The sequence below is a fragment of the Cognatishimia sp. F0-27 genome, from assembly GCF_020667845.1.
Classification (GTDB): Bacteria; Pseudomonadota; Alphaproteobacteria; order Rhodobacterales; family Rhodobacteraceae; genus JAFMPQ01.
Genome location: NZ_JAFMPQ010000006.1, coordinates 49,565 through 67,222, shown reverse-complemented (window position 1 = coordinate 67,222; position 17,658 = coordinate 49,565). Strand labels below are relative to the sequence as shown.

17 protein-coding genes are annotated in these 17,658 nt (G+C 63.0%); 8 read left to right on the top strand and 9 right to left on the bottom strand.

What is annotated here, in order from left to right; translation table 11 throughout:
• Nucleotides 1-140 precede the first annotated feature (140 nt).
• The gene (trpA, locus tag J1C49_RS05070) at nucleotides 141-932 is read left to right on the top strand and encodes a tryptophan synthase subunit alpha (RefSeq protein WP_227444722.1); all 792 of its coding nucleotides are present in this window, start codon (nucleotides 141-143) and stop codon (nucleotides 930-932) included.
• A 24-nt stretch (nucleotides 933-956) separates the two neighbouring features.
• Here trpA and J1C49_RS05065 read toward each other — a convergent pair whose 3' ends face one another.
• Nucleotides 957-1,388, bottom strand: coding sequence for a cytochrome c (locus J1C49_RS05065; RefSeq protein WP_227444721.1), 432 nt, complete (start codon nucleotides 1,386-1,388; stop codon nucleotides 957-959).
• Nucleotides 1,389-1,712: 324 nt separating this feature from the next.
• On the opposite strand from J1C49_RS05065, the gene J1C49_RS05060 reads away from it, so the two are divergent.
• Complete coding sequence (locus J1C49_RS05060) at nucleotides 1,713-2,876, top strand: alpha-hydroxy acid oxidase (RefSeq protein WP_227444720.1); 1,164 nt, start codon at nucleotides 1,713-1,715, stop codon at nucleotides 2,874-2,876.
• Nucleotides 2,877-2,950: 74 nt separating this feature from the next.
• Here J1C49_RS05060 and J1C49_RS05055 read toward each other — a convergent pair whose 3' ends face one another.
• The 5 genes from J1C49_RS05055 to J1C49_RS05035 all read right to left on the bottom strand — a co-directional run bounded on the left by J1C49_RS05055 (nucleotide 2,951) and on the right by J1C49_RS05035 (nucleotide 6,201).
• Nucleotides 2,951-3,151 (bottom strand): hypothetical protein, encoded by a 201-nt coding sequence (locus J1C49_RS05055; RefSeq protein WP_227444719.1) that lies wholly within the window; start codon nucleotides 3,149-3,151, stop codon nucleotides 2,951-2,953.
• A gap of 78 nt (nucleotides 3,152-3,229) precedes the next feature.
• Nucleotides 3,230-3,832, bottom strand: coding sequence for a pyridoxamine 5'-phosphate oxidase family protein (locus tag J1C49_RS05050; protein WP_227444718.1), 603 nt, complete (start codon nucleotides 3,830-3,832; stop codon nucleotides 3,230-3,232).
• Nucleotides 3,832-4,575: a 1-acyl-sn-glycerol-3-phosphate acyltransferase gene (locus J1C49_RS05045; protein WP_227444717.1), complete on the bottom strand. Its 744-nt coding sequence runs from the start codon at nucleotides 4,573-4,575 to the stop codon at nucleotides 3,832-3,834. The genes J1C49_RS05050 and J1C49_RS05045 overlap by 1 nt, the downstream gene beginning before the upstream one ends.
• A gap of 40 nt (nucleotides 4,576-4,615) precedes the next feature.
• The gene (locus J1C49_RS05040) at nucleotides 4,616-5,527 is read right to left on the bottom strand and encodes an ABC transporter permease (protein WP_255670598.1); all 912 of its coding nucleotides are present in this window, start codon (nucleotides 5,525-5,527) and stop codon (nucleotides 4,616-4,618) included.
• Entirely contained in the window at nucleotides 5,524-6,201 is a 678-nt protein-coding gene (locus tag J1C49_RS05035; RefSeq protein WP_227444716.1) for an ATP-binding cassette domain-containing protein, read from the bottom strand. Before J1C49_RS05035 ends, J1C49_RS05040 begins: the two co-directional genes overlap by 4 nt.
• 166 nt (nucleotides 6,202-6,367) lie before the next feature.
• Here J1C49_RS05035 and J1C49_RS05030 point away from each other — a divergent pair, with 166 nt between their 5' ends.
• The 3 genes from J1C49_RS05030 (at nucleotide 6,368) to J1C49_RS05020 (ending at nucleotide 9,723) form a co-directional block, all read left to right on the top strand.
• Nucleotides 6,368-7,303, top strand: coding sequence for a zinc-ribbon domain-containing protein (locus tag J1C49_RS05030; protein WP_227444777.1), 936 nt, complete (start codon nucleotides 6,368-6,370; stop codon nucleotides 7,301-7,303).
• Between the two features lie 366 nt (nucleotides 7,304-7,669).
• On the top strand, nucleotides 7,670-9,058 hold the full coding sequence (locus J1C49_RS05025) for an aspartate aminotransferase family protein (RefSeq protein WP_227444715.1): 1,389 nt from the start codon (nucleotides 7,670-7,672) through the stop codon (nucleotides 9,056-9,058).
• Entirely contained in the window at nucleotides 9,058-9,723 is a 666-nt protein-coding gene (locus J1C49_RS05020; protein ID WP_227444714.1) for a GNAT family N-acetyltransferase, read from the top strand. Before J1C49_RS05025 ends, J1C49_RS05020 begins: the two co-directional genes overlap by 1 nt.
• 454 nt (nucleotides 9,724-10,177) lie before the next feature.
• Here the strand turns inward: J1C49_RS05020 and J1C49_RS05015 are convergent, their stop codons facing one another.
• Together J1C49_RS05015 and J1C49_RS05010 are read right to left on the bottom strand one after the other, a co-directional pair.
• Nucleotides 10,178-10,465 carry an HU family DNA-binding protein gene (locus J1C49_RS05015; RefSeq protein WP_227444713.1) on the bottom strand — a complete coding sequence of 96 codons (288 nt, stop codon included), beginning with the start codon at nucleotides 10,463-10,465 and terminating at the stop codon, nucleotides 10,178-10,180.
• A 154-nt stretch (nucleotides 10,466-10,619) separates the two neighbouring features.
• On the bottom strand, nucleotides 10,620-12,104 hold the full coding sequence (locus tag J1C49_RS05010) for an AMP nucleosidase (RefSeq protein ID WP_227444712.1): 1,485 nt from the start codon (nucleotides 12,102-12,104) through the stop codon (nucleotides 10,620-10,622).
• Nucleotides 12,105-12,332: 228 nt separating this feature from the next.
• On the opposite strand from J1C49_RS05010, the gene J1C49_RS05005 reads away from it, so the two are divergent.
• The 3 genes from J1C49_RS05005 to hrpB all read left to right on the top strand — a co-directional run bounded on the left by J1C49_RS05005 (nucleotide 12,333) and on the right by hrpB (nucleotide 16,134).
• The gene (locus J1C49_RS05005; protein WP_227444776.1) at nucleotides 12,333-12,701 is read left to right on the top strand and encodes a glyoxalase; all 369 of its coding nucleotides are present in this window, start codon (nucleotides 12,333-12,335) and stop codon (nucleotides 12,699-12,701) included.
• A gap of 129 nt (nucleotides 12,702-12,830) precedes the next feature.
• Entirely contained in the window at nucleotides 12,831-13,583 is a 753-nt protein-coding gene (locus tag J1C49_RS05000; protein ID WP_227444711.1) for a class II aldolase and adducin N-terminal domain-containing protein, read from the top strand.
• A 97-nt stretch (nucleotides 13,584-13,680) separates the two neighbouring features.
• A complete protein-coding gene (gene hrpB, locus J1C49_RS04995; protein WP_227444710.1) occupies nucleotides 13,681-16,134 on the top strand; it encodes an ATP-dependent helicase HrpB in 2,454 nt (817 codons plus the stop codon).
• A 57-nt stretch (nucleotides 16,135-16,191) separates the two neighbouring features.
• Here hrpB and gndA read toward each other — a convergent pair whose 3' ends face one another.
• Nucleotides 16,192-17,598, bottom strand: coding sequence for an NADP-dependent phosphogluconate dehydrogenase (gene gndA, locus J1C49_RS04990; RefSeq protein WP_227444709.1), 1,407 nt, complete (start codon nucleotides 17,596-17,598; stop codon nucleotides 16,192-16,194).
• Nucleotides 17,599-17,658: the final 60 nt, after the last annotated feature.

Genomic DNA, 17,658 nt, shown 5'->3' with positions numbered 1-17,658 from the left:
GTCTTGTGGCTGGAGTCGTCCCGATATTAAACGTTCCGAACCCAACCCACCTTGATAAGGGTCAAAAGCGCAGCCCTGCGCATTGCTTTTCCTCGCATGATCCGGCAGGAGGCAGGGAAGAGTGCCCTCGGAGACCTGACATGACCCGTATCGACGCCAAATTCGCTGAACTCCGCAAGAAAGGCCGCAAGGCTTTTGTCTCGTACATCATGGCCGGCGATCCGGATACGGAGCGCTCCACAGCCGTGCTCAAGGGGCTACCGGCCGCGGGCGTGGACATTATCGAACTGGGCCTGCCGTTCACCGATCCGATGGCCGATGGCGAGACAATCCAACTGGCGGGACAGCGCGCGCTCGAAGGTGGCATGACGCTCAAGAAAACCTTGGCGATGGTGCGCGACTTCCGCGAAGGCGACAACACGACCCCGATCGTGCTGATGGGCTACTACAATCCGATTTACAGTCATGGCGTCGACCAATTCCTGACGGATGCGCGCGAAGCCGGTATCGACGGTCTGATCGTCGTTGACCTGCCACCAGAAGAGGATGAAGAACTCTGCATCCCCGCGCAGGCCGCCGGGCTGAACTTCATCCGTCTCGCAACACCCACGACAGACGACGCACGCCTGCCGAAAGTTCTGCAAAACACCTCTGGATTTGTCTATTACGTGTCCATCACCGGGATCACCGGTGCCGCGGCCGCGCAGGCGGGCGATGTCGGCCCGGAGGTTGCCCGGATCAAGGCGGCAACCGATCTTCCGGTCATCGTCGGCTTCGGCATCCGGACACCGGACACCGCCCAAGCCATCGCGTCCACCGCAGATGGCTGCGTGGTCGGCTCCGCAATCGTGGCGGAGATGGCCTCAGGCAAACCGGTCGAAGAGGTGCTGGCCTTCGTGAAATCCCTTGCGGACGGCGCGCACCGGGCTTGAGTCAATCGGCCTTTCTGAACGGGCTTAACGCTCCTGGATCGATTGCAGATAGTATACCAGGGCCAGAATACGTCCTTGCACGAGGTCCTCGGCACTCACGCCGGGGTGAATCGTGGCGGGATAGGCCTCTTCGAGAAGCAGGTTGCCCCAGATCGGCATCTGGGTCGATCCATGCGCAGTGATGTCACGGCGGCCGTCTATTGACTGATAGATTTCGCTGAAGGGAAAGACATTGTTGTTTTCCTTGGCGATCAACTTGAGATTGCTAGGCCTTTGCGCGAACAACTCTGCCACAGGTCCGTCTCCAGCCCCTTCAACACCGTGGCAAACCGCGCAGTTCTCGGCGAACATGGACGCCCCGTAAGAAAAGTCCTGCGCCATGGCTGTCCCGGTCGCCGTTGTGAAAAATGCCGCGCACATGGAAGCTTGCGCGAGTCTCCTTGTCCATTGGGTCATGGTTTGCTCCCCTAAAGTTGCAGTTACCCGAGCGGTTTGGAAACACTAGCACATACATATTCATTATCGAATATGTATGTGCTGTGTAGCTTTTCTCCTGCCCTGTTGGCTGCTCCTTGATGCGGTGCTGACTGTCTGTCCGCTTGTCCGGTTTCATGCTTTCCTGACACCCTCTGGCACCACGCCCCTTCGGTGTTCTAGGGTTTGTCCATAGATGTGTTTGGATCACCCAAGCGCGGCAAAATGGCTTCGACAGAATCAAACAATTGCCGCAAGACCAAAAATTGGTTAAGTGACCTTACCAATATTGAGAAAGGCCTCTTCATGCCCGTCATCACCGAAATCGCGGATCTGAAGCGTATCTACAAACGGCGCGTGCCGAAGATGTTTTACGACTACTGCGAATCCGGCAGTTGGACGGAACAGACCTTTCGCGAGAACACCTCGGATTTCGACAAGATCTACCTGCGTCAGCGGGTGGCGCTCGATATGGCCAATCGGAATACCGCCACGAAGATGATCGGGCAGGATGTGTCCATGCCCGTTGCGCTGGCGCCTGTGGGACTGACCGGCATGCAACACTATGACGGGGAGATCATGGCGGCCCGGGCGGCCGAAAAGTTCGGGGTGCCCTTCTGCCTGTCGACCATGTCGATCTGTTCGATCGAGGACGTAGCCTCCCATACGTCCAAGCCGTTCTGGATGCAGGTCTACACGCTGAAGGACGACGATTTCATGCAGCGGCTGTTTGATCGGGCGAAAGAGGCCAAATGCTCCGCCGCCGTGATCACGGTCGACCTGCAACTGATGGGCCAGCGCCACAAGGACATCAAGAACGGCCTGTCTGCCCCGCCCAAACTCACCCCTGCCTCCGTCGCAAACATGATGACCAAGGTGCAGTGGGGCCTTGGGATGCTGAGCACCAAACGCCGGTTCTTTGGCAATATCGTCGGCCATGCCAAGGGAGTGACGGACCCGTCTTCGCTCAGCACGTGGACCGCCGAGGCCTTTGACCAATCGCTCGACTGGGACCGCATCCGGGAGTTCCGCAAGATGTGGGACGGCCCGCTGATCATCAAGGGCATCATGGATGTCCGCGACGCGCGCGAAGCGCTCAATGTCGGGGCGGATGCGATTGTCGTGTCGAACCACGGCGGACGGCAGCTTGATGGCGCGCTGAGCTCGATCCGGGCGCTGGAGCCGATCGTCGACGCCGTTGGTGACAAGATCGAAGTGCATATCGACAGCGGGATCCGGTCGGGTCAGGACGTGCTGAAGGCAACGGCTTTGGGCGCAAAGGGATGTTGGATCGGTCGGGCCTATGTCTACGGGTTGGGCGCGATGGGACAAAAAGGTGTGACGCAAGCGCTGGAGGTGATCCACAAGGAGCTCAGCGCGTCGATGGGTCTTTGCGGCCATCGCGACATCACCAAGCTGGATCGCGATATCCTCATGGTGCCGAAAGGGTTCTCTGGCGACTGGGCCTAGGCCGACAGCAAGGCCACGCGCTTTCATGGAAGACCGCAAGACGGCGCGCGCACCGGTTGCGCGCCGTCTTGTGTTTATGCATCCGGCTGTTTCGGCCTGTGGCAGTGTTTCGGCGCGATACCGCGCGGGCCGTGCAATTCCACACCACAGTGGATGCAAACCCAACGGCTTTCCGTCTCTTCGCGGTATTCGCGCCAGCGGCAGGAGCGGGTGGCACGGTTGGAAAACACAGCAACCAGCACGAAGGCAATGATCAGGCCGACAACTACCAACATCCGCTCAACGCCCCTGCCCCGGCACCCCGCATGGGCGGATACGGCAAGACGCCTGCGAGAGTTGATGACCGTCGGTGTTCACCACAGCTTCGGTTTCGACCGCTCGACATAGGTCCGGTCATACTCCGCGCCGCCTTCTTCACCGTCAGTCATATCGGCGAGGATCTGGCCCACGGTGGGCACCGTGTCCCGGTCATCGCGCGACCACAAGCCAGAGCGGATCACCGCCTTGGCACATTGGGTATAGACCTCGTCGATATGGATCACGACGACCGTGGCAGGCATCCGCGCGCCCTTGGCAAAGCGCGACCGCGCGGCCTCGTCATCTGTCAGAAAGGCGGTGCCGTTGACACGCACCGTGGTGCCGGATCCCGGCACGAGAAACAGCAGCGCCACGCGCCCGTCTTCGACAATATCGCGCAGCGCTTCGATGCGATTGTTGCCGCGCCAATCGGGCAACCAGAGCGTTTCGGCATCGGCCACGTGCACGACAGCGCCATCATCGCCGCGTGGCGACCCGTGCACACCGCCATGGCCCACCGTCGAAAGGATACAGAACCGGGCATTGGCGACCCACGCCCGATAAAGCGGGGTCAGGTGCCGCGCCACCTTCGAGACCGCGGCCGGAACCCGCGGGCCATAGAGCGCCTCGAGATCCCCGACCGTCTCGATCCTGCGCATCACGACCCGACCTTGATTTCCGGTACCGCACCCTGAAACCCGGCTTCAGCCATCAGGCGGTCAGACGCGGTTTCGACCTCGTCTTCAAGCCGGGCCAGCATCTCGTTCTTGGACAGCCCCGGTTCGATCGTCGGAAGGAACTCGACCACGGCCAGCCCCTTTTCCCGGCGCACGCCGCGCTTGGGCCAGAACACGCCCACATTCGTCGCCGCTGGCACACAAGGCTGGCCAAGCTGCTCATACAACACCGCAGTGCCCACCTTGTACGGGGCCTTTACACCGGGCGCGACGCGCGTGCCCTGCGCGTAAATGATCAACTGACCCGGCATCGCGAGACCTTTTTTCACATCTGCGAGCATCTTGGTGATGGCCGCGCCGCGTTTGCCCCGGTCCACCGGAACGCAGCCGATCCGCAAGCCGTATTGGCCAATGATCGGCGCATACATCAGCTCGCGCTTCATGATGAACTTCCCGGCCGGGATCGCACCAAAAATCAGGATGATATCAAGAAAGGACTGATGCTTGGCGGCGATCATCACTTCGCCTTCCGGGATCGGACCACGCACTTCGGTGTGCAATCCGACCATCCAGCGCAATGTGAACCGGATCCAGCGACAATACGCCTTGCACCCCGCCCGCGCTCCTCTTGGAGAGACCAGCGCCCACGGCAGGTAAACCAAGCCGATGACCAGCATCATCACATACATCTGAATGTTGAACAGCAGCGAAATCAGCCAGCGCATGTTGGTCGCCTTCCCTTATCAGGGGCTTTCGCCCACGCCATCACGACTGCGCCTCAAGCACGCGCGTCGCGGCAAAACTTGTGGCGAGGAACGCCACGACAGACGCCAAAGGCGGCACGAGCAGCGGGGCCAGCCAGTGCCACCCTTCAAAGCGCAGCCCCGTGAGCAACCCGCCCGCCTCACCGCCGCCCGGCATCAGGGCGATGGCGACCATACCCAGAACGGTGCCCAGCGCTGCGCCGACGAGGGTGCGCGTTGTATACCGCCTCACGAAGGCCGACGCGACATAGCCATCGGTCGCCCCCACCAGACGCAGTGTTGCAATGATCGGCGCATTGGCTGCGAGCGCTGCACTGGCGGCCAGCGTGACCATGGCACCGGTGGCCGCGGCAATCAGCCCGATGGCAAGCCAGCCCAACAAACGCAACCGATCCGCCGCGGCCACAAGCGGTTGGCGCCAGCGCGCGTGATCGTCCAGCACCGCACCCGGCACTTCGGCCTGCAGCCGCAGGCGCAGCCCGTCGGAATCGTAGTCCGGCCCGGTCTCGGAAATCTCGATCAACCGCGGCACGGGGAGCCGGTCCACCGGCAGATCCGGCCCGAACCACGGCTCCAGAAGCGCGCCTTGTTCCTCATCACTCAGCGCGCGCGCGGCACCGATCCCCGGCGTCTGGCGCAGGATCTCGAGGGTGGCTTCGGTCTGCGCTGCGCGTTGATCCGCCGGAGACGAGATCCGGATCGTCGCCGATCGCGCCAGTCCGTCACCCCAATCGACTGCCAGACGCGCTGCCGCAAGGGAGAGCGCCAGCGCAAACACCGTCAGGAATGCCATTGCGGCCGAGGTGAAGACGGTCAACCGGGCGGTGAAACCCTGCGGCGGCACAACCCGATCCGCGCCGACCTCGCGCGAAACCACCGCGCGCAGGATGGTCCTGTTGAATGCACGTATCAAAGATCTGCCCCCGCCGCTTGCACCGTTCGGTTGGAAATCCGAAGCACCCGCGCCTGGACCTGGGCCTTTGCCGCGCGGATCAGCATCAGGTCATGTGTGGCAATCAGCACGGTCTTGCCCATCCGGTTCAACTCGATCAGCAGACGCAGCAAGCGTTGCGACATGTCCCAATCCACATTGCCCGTGGGTTCGTCGGCAAGGATGACATCCGGAGACAGGATCAGCGCACGCGCAAGCGCCGCCCTTTGCCGCTCACCGCCGGAAAGCTCCGGGGGTCGGGCGTCCGCCCGCCCTGTCAGGCCGACCCAGCTCATCAGTTCGAGCAGGTTTTCCTCTTCCTCAGGCGATGCCTGACCGGAGACCGCAAGCGGAAGGGCGACATTTTCCGATACGGGCAAGTGGTCGAGAAACTGGCAGTCCTGATGCACGACACCGATCCTGCGCCGCGCCATGGCAACGGCATCGCGGTCCATGTCGGCAATCTCGGTGCCGAAAACCGTCAGGCTTCCCGAACTGGGAAGCAAGGCTCCGTAGCACAGCTTCATCAACGTGGTTTTGCCCGCGCCGGACGGACCGGTCAGAAAATGGAACGACCCCGGCGCGAGATCGAGCGTGACGCCTTCGAGCAGCGCCTGACCGCCGTAGCTGTAGGCGACATCTGTCAGATTGATCACGCGCGTATCCTTGGAAACTCCGTCGCGTCCGTTTTGCAGCACCCGGACCGGGGATTCAATGTCATGCCCGCAGTTGCGGTGGACTTTTGCCGCTTGTCCCGGCAAGTTTACCAAAACAGTAGAGCAACCGGCCTGTCGCCGGGGAGCAGGGAACACCTTGAGCAGAATGCGATTGACCTGCCCCGAATGCGGGGCGCAATACGAAGTGCCAAAGGACGTGATCCCCGAAGGGGGTCGCGATGTGCAGTGTTCGAACTGCGCGCATACCTGGTTTCAGAGCCATCCGGACGATCCCGCCCCCGATGCGGAGGCGCTCGCAACGCCACCTTCCGACAGCCAGCCCGACACGGGTGACGACCTGCCGCCGCCGCCGCGCGCCGCGGCCGAACCGCCGGAACAGCGGCGCGCCCGGCGGATTGATCCGCAGGTCGAAGAAGTTCTGCGCCAGGAGCGTGAATTCGAAAACCGCCGCCGCGCAGCAGAAGCGGGTATCGTGGAAAGCCAGCCCGACCTCGGGCTGCACACACCCGACAACGCCGTAAGGGCGCGTCAGGCCCGTGCCGATCTTGCAGCGCGCGAATCCGCCGCAACGCCCCAACCGCGCCCGGAAGACATTGCCCCCGAAGTGCCAAGGGACGCCGCCCCCCCGATCCAACCGCCAGAGCCGTCCCCGCGCCGCGCAGAACCGGAAGACCGCGCGGGGGAGACGGAGGACTGGTCCGTGCCCGTCCCGCCGCCAGCGCCCGCGCCCTCGCGCCGGGAATTGCTGCCCGATGTCGAGGAAATCTCGCAATCCCTCACCGATAGCCACAAACCGCGCGCTGTCGACGAGGCCGAACGCCACGAGGTTGGCGACACCGAGACCAAAGAGAAATCCGGCTTCGGCAAGGGGTTCTTTCTTGTCTTGGTGATCGCCGGGTTGTTGACGGCGGTATACGCCTCCGCACCGCAAATCGCCGAGTCGGTCCCTGCGCTTGCACCGGTTCTGAGTGCGTTTGTCGAGACGGTCGATGCCGCCCGCGCCTGGCTTGATGCGCAGGTCGCGGTGCTGCTTTCGACCCTCGATGGCATGAGTTCGGAAGCGACAGAGGCCGGATCCTGAACCGGGTGGGTGCCCGAACCAAGGGCCCCCGCCTCCCCCCAATCGATACAAACCTTGCCTGCAATCGCGCGCGGCGACACAGCAGACCGGAAAACCGGCACTGGTCGTCGGTCATGCCCTTTTTATGGCACGGAGGGGCCCATGTCCGGCATGCCCTTCGGCCCGCATCGGACATCAGTTCCCTTGGAAGTAAACAGCTTTTTGTGCGCGCCGCCCCGGCTTTGCCGAAAGCGGGAAATCTGGTCATACTTTGTCTGCCAATCTGGCCCTATCGGTTGCCTTCAATCCGGGAGCATGTGCTAATCTGGAGACCTGGCGCCCGTAGCAGAGGCTGGGCCACAACATGCGCACTCAAGGAGGCGGACCATGGACGGAAATTTGACGCAGAACGACCTGAGCCACGTCGTCGAGGCCGACAAGGCCCATGTCTGGCACCATCTCGTGCAGCACAAGGCATTTGAGACCAAGGACCCCAACATCATCGTTGAAGGCCGCGGCATGAAGGTCTGGAATCAGGCCGGCAAGGAGCATCTCGACGGGGTGTCCGGCGGGGTCTGGACCGTCAATGTCGGCTATGGCCGTGAAAGCATCGCCAATGCCGTGCGCGACCAACTGATGAAGCTGAATTACTTCGCAGGCGCTGCGGGTTCTGTGCCCGGTGCGCTCTTTGCCGAGAAGCTCATCGAAAAGATGCCCGGACAGTCGCGTGTCTATTACTGCAACTCCGGTTCCGAGGCGAATGAGAAAGCCTTCAAGATGGTGCGCCAGATCGCGCACAAGCGCTATGGCGGCAAGAAGCACAAGATCCTTTATCGTGACCGCGATTATCACGGCACGACGATCTCCTGCCTGTCTGCGGGCGGTCAGGATGAACGCGGCGCGCAATACGGGCCCTACACGCCGGGCTTCGTGCGCGTGCCGCATTGCCTCGAATACCGCGCCGCAGACCAGGGCGCGCCGCGGGAGAATTACGGCGAATGGGCCGCGAACCAGATCGAGGAGGTCATCCTGCGCGAGGGGCCGGATACGGTCGGGGCGCTCTGCCTTGAACCGGTTACGGCGGGCGGTGGCGTGATCACCCCACCCGAGGGCTACTGGCCGCGCGTCCAGGAGATCTGCCGCAAATATGACATTCTGCTGCATATCGACGAAGTGGTGTGCGGTGTTGGCCGGACCGGCACATGGTTCGGCTATCAGCAATACGGCGTGCAGCCCGATATGGTGACCATGGCTAAGGGCGTGGCCTCCGGCTATGCGGCGATTGCCTGTCTGACCACGACGGAGGCCGTATTCGACATGTTCAAGGACGATGCCTCGGACCCGATGAACTATTTCCGCGATATCTCGACCTTTGGCGGCTGCACCGCCGGACCCGCGGCCGCGATGGAAAACATGCGCATCATCGAGGACGAAAACCTGCTCGAAAACTGCCAGGTCATGGGCGACTACATGCTCGACCAGCTTCACGCGCTTGGGGACCGCCATCCCGTGATCGGCAATGTGCGGGGCAAGGGCTTGTTCCTTGGCGCCGAACTGGTCGAAGACCGCGACTCGCGTCGCCCCGCCCCCGAGGCGCAGGTTCAGGCCGTCGTGGCGGATTGCATGGCGCAGGGCGTGATCATCGGGGCCACGAACCGCTCTATCCCCGGTCACAACAACACGCTGTGCTACTCGCCCGCGTTGATCGCCACCAAGGATGACATCGACCACCTGATCGCCGCGACCGACGGTGCTCTGAGCCGTGTTTTCGGCTGATGACCGGAGCGCCGGTAACAGGGGCGTTTCCACGCCCCTACCCGCCGCATGTGCCCTTGTCAGGCCGGTCTGTCCGGCTTGACCCGCTGCGCCTTGACGACGCAGACGCCCTTTTCGAGGCCTTTGCCGAAGACCCTTCCGGCTCCGGATGGACCTATATGCCGCTGGAGCCTTGGGACACCCCAGAGGTCGCCCGCCGCTTCTGCGCAACGCAGCAGGCAAGCGCGGACCCTCAGTTTTACTGTATCCGCGATCGGGACGACCGCGCTTCGGGCTTCTGTTCCTACCTCAGGATCAATCCCGCTGTCGGCACGATCGAGGTCGGCTGGATTCATTTCGCACCGCGCATGCGGCGCAGCGTGGCGGCAACGGAAGCGATCTACCTGCTGATGCGCAACGCCTTCGAGACACTTGGCTATCGGCGTTTCGAATGGAAATGCGATGCGCTGAATGCCGCGTCGCGGGCAGCAGCGGAGCGGTTTGGCTTCACCTATGAGGGAACGCATCGACAGGCGTCCATCACCAAGGGCCGCAATCGGGATACGGCGTGGTTCTCGATCCTCGATCACGAATGGCCCGCTCAGAAATCGCGGTTCGAACGCTGGCTGTCACCGGGAAATTTCGACAGCGCCGGACGGCAAAGAACACGCCTGAGCGCATGTTGACGACGCCGCGCCCTTGAACGAGCGCCAATTGTTAGACCTGGCGCCAAGACATCGCGCTCTTCGGCCGGTCTCGACATTCCGCGTGCCAAGTCGCTGCTCCGTTCTGCGCCCGATCCAGTCCGAGCGCCTCGTGGGGCAAGCGCCGCAGATCCGGGTCACCCTGATACCGAGAGAGGGCGGTACTCCCGTCTGAGGGCCAAGGGTGTCGCGGGTTGCCTGCTTCGCCAGTCTGTGTGAGGCAAAGGATCCGCCCGGTCGGACGAGCCCTTGGCGCGCATCGCCGAACGCCAGCGTTGCGGCCTTCCCCCGCCAACCGACCGCTCCCGGACCGCGACGCACGCGGGACACGCCACGCGGGCAACAAGGAACACGCAGCGTCGCCATTTTTCTGTTTCCGAAACAAAAAAGGAGCACCGCGCGGATGCTCCTTTGCAAGATTCCCGAAAGGCGGAAATCAGCCGTTGACGCTGTCCTTCAGGGCCTTGGCGATGGTCATCTTGACCTGCTTGTCGGCTTCCTTCTTGAACTGCTCGCCGGTCGCAGGGTTGCGCACCATGCGCTCGGGACGCTCGCGGCAGTAGATCTTGCCAACGCCGGGCAGGGTCACCGCGCCGCCACCGGACACTTCCTCGGTGATGATTTCAACGATCGCATCAAGCGCGCCGCCGGCGGTCTTCTTGTCTGTGTCCATTTTTTCAGCCAGTGCGCTCACAAGCTGTGTCTTGGTCATCGGCTTCGCCATTTCATGGTCTCCTTCACTGCCCACCCGTCGGGGCGTCATTCGCCCATCCCTTTGGGCCTCTGTGGCGGGATAAAACCGGATGTTGAGTTAAAACACAACGCCTAGTGTCTCAAATAGCCATATTAATAGGGCTTTCCGGCTGGTTTCCGCTGCGTCAAAGGAAGGCGGTTTCCTCGAAACTGCGTAGTTTGCGGCTGTGAATGCGTTCCAGAGGCATTCGCGACAGTTGCTCCATGGCGCGAATCCCGATCATGAGATGCCGTGCCACCTGGGTTTTATAGAAATCCGAGGCCATGCCTGGCAACTTCAACTCGCCATGCAGCGGTTTATCCGAGACGCAAAGCAACGTCCCGTAGGGCACCCGAAAGCGAAAACCATTCGCCGCAATGGTCGCGCTTTCCATGTCGAGCGCGATGGCCCGCGACTGGCTCAACCGTTGCACCGGACCTTCTTGATCGCGCAATTCCCAGTTGCGGTTATCGACGCTCGCCACAGTGCCCGTGCGCATGACACGTTTGAGATCGTAGCCCTCAAGCTTGGTTTCATCGGCCACCGCGTTTTCCAGCGCGATCTGGATCTCGGCGAGTGCGGGGACCGGCACCCAGACCGGCAGATCATCGTCCAGCACCTTGTCTTCGCGCAGGTAAGCATGGGCAAGGACGAAATCTCCGAGGTTCTGGGAATTGCGCAACCCCGCACAATGGCCCACCATGATCCACGCATGCGGACGCAGCACCGCGATATGGTCGGTGGCGGTTTTGGCGTTTGAGGGGCCCACCCCGATATTCACCAGGGTGATGCCCGCGCCGTTTTCCTTCTTGAGGTGATAGGTCGGCATCTGGGGCATCTTGGACACTGACGGGATGGCGGCATCCGCTTCGGTAATCTCGATATTCCCGGTAGACACAAAGCTGGTGTAACCGCTTTCGGGGTCGGCGAGCATGGCACGCGCAAAAGCCTCGAACTCGGAAACGTAGAACTGGTAGTTCGTAAAGAGAACGTGGTTCTGAAAATGCTCCGGTCCGGTCGCGGTATAATGCGCAAGCCGCGCAAGGGAGTAATCGACGCGTTGCGCGGTAAACAGGGCGAGCGGTTTGTCGCCATCTTCGTCCGCAGAAACGAGCCCGTTGACGATATCGTCATTCGTGGTCGCAAGGTCGGGCACGTCGAACACATCGCGCAGAATGAAGTCCGCCGCCCCCTCCTGCGGCACGCTCAGATCCGGATACCGCGCCACTGCAAAATGCACAGGCATCGGCGTATCCGACCAGCCAATCTCGATGCGGACACCGTGATTGGTGATCAGCAGTTCGAGTTGCTGGGTCAGGTAACGACAGAACATGTCTGGCCGGGTCACTGTCGTGGTGTAGCTGCCCGGGCCGGACACATGGCCAAAGCTCAGACGGCTGTCGACCTTTGCAAAGGTCGAGGTGGTGATGCGGATCTCGGGGTAAAAGGCGCGGTAACGCACCCCCGGATACCCTTCCTGCAACGCAGCCTGAAAATGATCGCGCAGGAATTCCGTTGCCTCGTCATACAAGGAACAAAGGCGCTCGACGGCCGCTTCCGCTTCGGTGAACACGAATGATCCGTGATCCTTGGGGGATTCGACGCGCAGTTGCTCGGGCAGGCTGGTCATGGATGGGTCCTTCTGACGGGTCCTGGGGATTGCACCCCTCTTGTCGGCTTACGTTGACAGCTTGGCAACAGGGGTTCAAGCTGCCGCGAAACGGTCAGGAGCCCTGTCATGTCGATGGATGCCAGCGACCGGCCGAACGCCGCTCACGACGACGCCAAAAACACCGAACCCACGGGGCCCGACTACGACTCGGTCAGTGCCGATGCGTTCGGCGCCGGCCTCAGCGGGATGGGTCTCAATATCCTTGTGCGTGACGTCAAGGCCCAAGCCGCGCGGCTCGCGGCCCTTTTCGACATGGAGGCGTTCCGGGTCTCCTCGGATTTTGCGATCCTGCGCTACGGGGCGGCGGTCTTCCAGCTGCACGCCGATCACACGTATCACAACAACCCCTATCTGGCTCTCCTGCCCGAGACCCCGCCACGCGGTGCGGGGATCGAACTGCGCCTGTATGAAACCGACCCCGATACCGCCGCCGGGAGGGCGGACGCCCACGACATGCTCGTTCTGCAACCGCCCACCGATAAGCCCCACGGGTTACGGGAATGCACGCTGATATGCCCTGACGGGTATGCCTGGGTGCCGTCGCGCCCCTTGTGAGTGATACTGTCAAAAGACCTGCCCGGTCACCGGCGCGCAGGAAACCGGAACGCGCCGGACAACCCGATTGACTCGCCACATCGCTCCGGTTGCTCTGGGCGCATCATTTTCAGAACGGAGCGTCTCGCCATGAATGCACCAAACACCCGGAACCTCACGCATTGGGCCGAACGGGTCGATCTCGCGGCTGCGTTCCGCTGGACCGCGCGGCTCAATATGCACGAAGGCATCGCAAATCATTTCAGCCTGTCAATCAACGAGGATGGCAGCCGGTTTCTGATGAACCCCAACCACCGCCATTTCTCGCGGATCAAGGCTTCCGAGCTGATCGAAGTGGACGCCAACGACCCCGAGACACTCAGGAAACCCGGCGCACCGGATCCAACCGCCTGGGGATTGCATGGCGGTTTGCACCGGCTCTGCCCCCATGCGCGCTGCGCCATGCATGTGCATTCGATCCACGCAACCGTCCTGGCCTGCCTCAAGGACAAGCGGCTCCCGCCCATCGACCAGAACTGCGCCACGTTCTTCAATCGCATCGCGATCGACGAGGCTTATGGCGGGCTCGCTTTCGAAGAGGAAGGCGCACGCTGCGCGCAATTGCTCGACGACCCGGCCAAGAAGGTTCTGGTCATGGGCAATCACGGCGTGATGGTTATTGGCGATACAGTGGCCGATACGTTCAACCGGCTGTATTACTTCGAACGCGCGGCAGAGACCTATATCCGCGCCTTGCAAACCGGGCAGCCTCTTGACGTGCTCTCAGATGAGATCGCCGAGAAAACCGCGCGCGAACTGGAAGCCTATCCCGATCAGGGCACCCAGCATCTCGCCGAACTCAAGGCGATCCTCGATGCCGAGGGTTCCGACTACGCCGGGTGAGCCACCGATACGACCTTCAGCGCCGCGCCCGAAAACAGAAGGCCGAAGCAGGCGCGATGCAATGGACGGCGGCGTCCGGCTCGGCGATAAGCGGCTTATGGACCAACAGCCTCTTCCGATCGATCCAGTCCTGCCCGAACTGACCGCGGCCCTGCGACAGCACGGCCGCGCCGTTCTGCAGGCGCCCCCCGGTGCCGGCAAAACCACCCGCGTGCCACTGGCCATGCTTGAAGCCGATCTGACGGAAGGCAAGATCGTGATGCTGGAGCCGCGCAGACTCGCAGCCCGCGCCGCCGCATCGCGCATGGCCCAGAGCCTTGGCGAAGATCCCGGCCAGACCGTTGGCTACCGCATCCGTGGCGAGACAAAGGCCACGAAGGCCACGCGTATCGAGGTCGTCACCGAAGGCATCCTGACGCGTATGATCCAGTCCGATCCGGAACTGACCGGCATTGGCGCGGTAATCTTTGACGAGTTCCACGAACGCTCCCTCAACGCGGATCTCGGGCTCGCACTCTGCCTCGAGATCACTCAGGCATTGCGGGACGATCTGATCCTCGTCGCCATGTCTGCGACGCTGGACGCCACGCCCGTTGCCGACCTGATGTCTGCGCCGGTTCTCACATCCGAGGGGCGCGCCTTTCCCGTCGAGACGCGCTGGCGCGAAACGCCTCTGGGCAAGCGAACCCGTATCGACGAGGCCGTTGCCGAAACCGTGCTGCACGCGCTGGAGGAGACCAAGGGCGGCATTCTTGCCTTTCTGCCCGGCGAGGGCGAAATTCGCCGGGCCGAGGCAAGGTTGACCGGAATGGTCGGGCCCGACGTGCAGATCCGCCCACTCTTTGGCGCGATGCCTTTTGACGCCCAGCGCGCCGCGATCCGACCGGCGCAATCGGGGCGCAAGGTTGTGCTGGCAACGGCGATTGCGGAAACCTCGCTCACGATCGAAGACATCAGGGTTGTCGTCGATGGCGGTCAGGCGCGCCGCGCGCGTTTCGATCCGGGCTCGGGGATGACCCGGCTTGTAACCGAGCGGGTCTCCCGCGCCGAAGCGACGCAGCGCGCGGGCCGTGCGGGCCGCGTTGCCCAAGGTGTGGCCTATCGCGTCTGGACACGGGGCGAAGACGGGGCATTGCCCGCTTTTCCGCCGACCGAAATCGAAACGGCCGACCTCGCGCCCCTGGCGCTTGAACTGGCGCTCTGGGGGGCGCAACCCGATCAACTTCCCTTTCTGACACAGCCCAATGCCGGGGCCTTTGCCGAGGCGCAGGCCCTGCTGACCATGCTTGGCGCGCTCGACCAGCGCGGGCAGATCACCAAACATGGCCGGCTTCTGGCCAGGCTCCCGGTGCATCCGCGGCTGGGACACATGCTGGCCCTTGCGGGATCCGGAGCAGCACGTCTTGCCGCGTTGCTGTCGGAGCGCGATCCGCTCAAGGGCGCGCCCTCGGATCTGGCCCTTCGACTGGAGGCAATCGGCGACGCGAAGCGCTTTGCCGCAACCCGGCCCTTCGGATTGAACCACGGCGCGCTGGCGCGCATCCGCGACGACGCAAGGCGGCTTGCACGGCTTGCGCCCGCGACGCCCAGCCACGCGGCTCTCGATGCGGCGGAGATGGCCGCGCTTGCCTATCCGGACCGGATCGGCAAGCGCCGGAAAGGCGATGCACCCCGCTTTCAGCTTTCGGGAGGCAAGGGCGCCATCATGGACGACGGGGACCCCTTGGCGGGCGCCCGGCTCATCGTCGTGACCGATACAGACGGCAATCCGCGCGAGGCAAGGATCCGGCAAGCCATCGCCATCAGCGAAAGCGCTCTGCGCGATCTCTTTTCGGATCAGATCCGTTGGGCCGACCAATGCGTGTGGTCAAAGCGGGACAGGCGGGTGGTCGCGCGGCGCCAGGAACGGCTGGGAGCCATCGCGCTTGACGACCGCCTCTGGAAAGACGCGCCGGAAGACGCCATTGCGCGCGCCATGCTCGACGGCGTGCGAGACCTCGGGCTGCGGATGAACGATGCGGCCAAGCGGTTCTGCGCGCGCGTGATGCTGGGGCGTGCGGAGGGGATCGCCTTGCCGGACATGCGCGAGCAAGCCTTGATGGATACGCTCGAAACCTGGCTGTTGCCTTACATTGCGGGCGTGAAGAGCGCCGATGACTGGAATCGCTTCGATCTGCTCCCCGCCTTGCGCGCGCGGCTGGACTGGGATCAGACCCAGGCGCTTGACCGCGCTGTTCCAAGCTCTTTCGAGACCCCGCTCGGGCGCAGGATCCCCATCGATTATTCCGGCGAGCATCCGGAGATTTCCCTGCGCCTACAGGAACTCTTTGGCCAGACCACGCACCCCAGTGTGGGCGGGGTGCCGCTTCGGATCACGCTTCTCTCTCCGGCGCAGCGCCCGGTGCAAACGACCATGGACCTGCCGGGTTTCTGGGATGGCTCTTATGCCGATGTGCGCAAGGACATGCGCGCGCGCTATCCCCGCCATCCCTGGCCGGAAGACCCGCGCGAAGCCGACCCGACCCTGCGCGCCAAACGGCGCAAGCAATAGGGTGAAGCCCGCGAGCGTGCGGGTTCAACAGCCTCGCAATAGCCTCGCTGTGGCACGCTAATCCCACCACGGCCCGTGATGCGGCCCCGTTCCGTCGATCCTGTCGAAACCGTGACGACCAAAGAAATCGCGCTGCGCCTGGATGATATGCGCCGTTCCACGCCCTTGCCGCATGGTGTCCCAAAAACCCAGCGCGGCCGAGAGGACGGGCACCGCATATCCCGCTCCCTGGGCCTGCGACACGACCGAACGCAGAGCCGGAACACCGCTTTTCAGGGTTTGTTCAAAATGTGCGCTCAGCACAATTTGTCCCATTGGCGGATCTTCGGCGAAGGCCGCAGAGATATCATCGAGGAGCCGCGCCCGGATGATGCAGCCCGCCCGCCAGATTTCTGCAATCCTCGCCGGGTCCAGCGCCCAGCCATAGTGTTCCGACGCGGCGCCAAGGATGCGAAAGCCCTGCGCGTATTCCAGAACCCGGGCGGCCAGCACGGCCCGTTCCAAAGCCGCCGCATCGATCTCCATGGGCGCGCGCTCCTTGCCGAAGCGCGACTCCATGGCTTCTCTGAGCGCCTTTTCGGAAGACCACGCTCGCCCGGCCACGGCCGCTTCGATCAAGGTCGCGGATTGCCCGAGCTTGACCGCCTCGATAACCGTCCAGCGTCCGGTTCCCTTCTGGCCGGCACGATCGAGGATCGTGTCCACCGCCGGACCGCCAGTGTCCGGATCGTCATAGCGCAAGATCTTGGCAGTGATTTCGGTGAGGTAGCTTTCCAACGGTCCGGCGTTCCAGTCGTCGAGGAGCGACGCAATGCGTTTGGTTGACCATCCGCCACCATGCCGCAGGATCTCCGTCACCTCCGCCAGCATCTGCATGTCGGCATATTCGATGCCGTTATGCACCGTCTTGACGAAATGCCCCGCACCGTCCGGTCCGAGCCGTGCCACGCAGGGCGCCCCGTCATACCGTGCAGCGATGGCCGTCAGGATGGGCTCCAGCCGCGCCCAGCTTTGCTCCGAACCGCCCATCATCATGGAAGGGCCATGGCGCGCACCCTCTTCACCGCCCGATACGCCCAGCCCGACGAAGTGCAGCCCGTGTTCGTCCAGCCGGCTCGCACGGCGGCGTGTGTCGTGGAAATCGGCATTGCCCGCGTCGATCACGGTATCGCCTTTGGCAAGCTTCGGAATCACGGCATCCAGAAACCCGTCCATCGGCCCGGTGGACGGGATCATGGCCAACAACAGGCGCGGTGTTGGCAAGGCCGCGATCAGCGCGTCGAGGTCGGCAGACGGAGTGATCCGCGCCGCGAGAGGCCCGGCTTCTTCGACAAATGCGTCGATCGCGTCTGCGGAGCGGTTCGAAACGGCCACAGCAATGCCGTGATCGGCCATGTTCAACGCAAGCGCCGAGCCCATTGTGCCCAGCCCGTATAGCCCGATCAAGGGTGTAGAGTTCGTCATGACATCTCTCCATTTGCGCATTGCCGGCGGATCGTTCCGGCAGCCAACCATGCAGCGGCG

Coding starts and splice junctions, on each gene's coding strand:
- J1C49_RS05045 (WP_227444717.1), bottom strand. CDS start 4,575: ATGCGCTGGCTGATTTCGCTGCTGTTCAACATTCAGATGTATGTGATG.
- J1C49_RS05030 (WP_227444777.1), top strand. CDS start 6,368: ATGCGATTGACCTGCCCCGAATGCGGGGCGCAATACGAAGTGCCAAAG.
- J1C49_RS05025 (WP_227444715.1), top strand. CDS start 7,670: ATGGACGGAAATTTGACGCAGAACGACCTGAGCCACGTCGTCGAGGCC.
- J1C49_RS05055 (WP_227444719.1), bottom strand. CDS start 3,151: ATGTTGGTAGTTGTCGGCCTGATCATTGCCTTCGTGCTGGTTGCTGTG.
- J1C49_RS05050 (WP_227444718.1), bottom strand. CDS start 3,832: ATGCGCAGGATCGAGACGGTCGGGGATCTCGAGGCGCTCTATGGCCCG.
- J1C49_RS05005 (WP_227444776.1), top strand. CDS start 12,333: ATGGGTCTCAATATCCTTGTGCGTGACGTCAAGGCCCAAGCCGCGCGG.
- gndA (WP_227444709.1), bottom strand. CDS start 17,598: ATGACGAACTCTACACCCTTGATCGGGCTATACGGGCTGGGCACAATG.
- J1C49_RS05020 (WP_227444714.1), top strand. CDS start 9,058: ATGACCGGAGCGCCGGTAACAGGGGCGTTTCCACGCCCCTACCCGCCG.
- hrpB (WP_227444710.1), top strand. CDS start 13,681: ATGGACCAACAGCCTCTTCCGATCGATCCAGTCCTGCCCGAACTGACC.
- J1C49_RS05010 (WP_227444712.1), bottom strand. CDS start 12,104: ATGACCAGCCTGCCCGAGCAACTGCGCGTCGAATCCCCCAAGGATCAC.
- J1C49_RS05060 (WP_227444720.1), top strand. CDS start 1,713: ATGCCCGTCATCACCGAAATCGCGGATCTGAAGCGTATCTACAAACGG.
- J1C49_RS05015 (WP_227444713.1), bottom strand. CDS start 10,465: ATGGCGAAGCCGATGACCAAGACACAGCTTGTGAGCGCACTGGCTGAA.
- J1C49_RS05000 (WP_227444711.1), top strand. CDS start 12,831: ATGAATGCACCAAACACCCGGAACCTCACGCATTGGGCCGAACGGGTC.
- J1C49_RS05065 (WP_227444721.1), bottom strand. CDS start 1,388: ATGACCCAATGGACAAGGAGACTCGCGCAAGCTTCCATGTGCGCGGCA.
- trpA (WP_227444722.1), top strand. CDS start 141: ATGACCCGTATCGACGCCAAATTCGCTGAACTCCGCAAGAAAGGCCGC.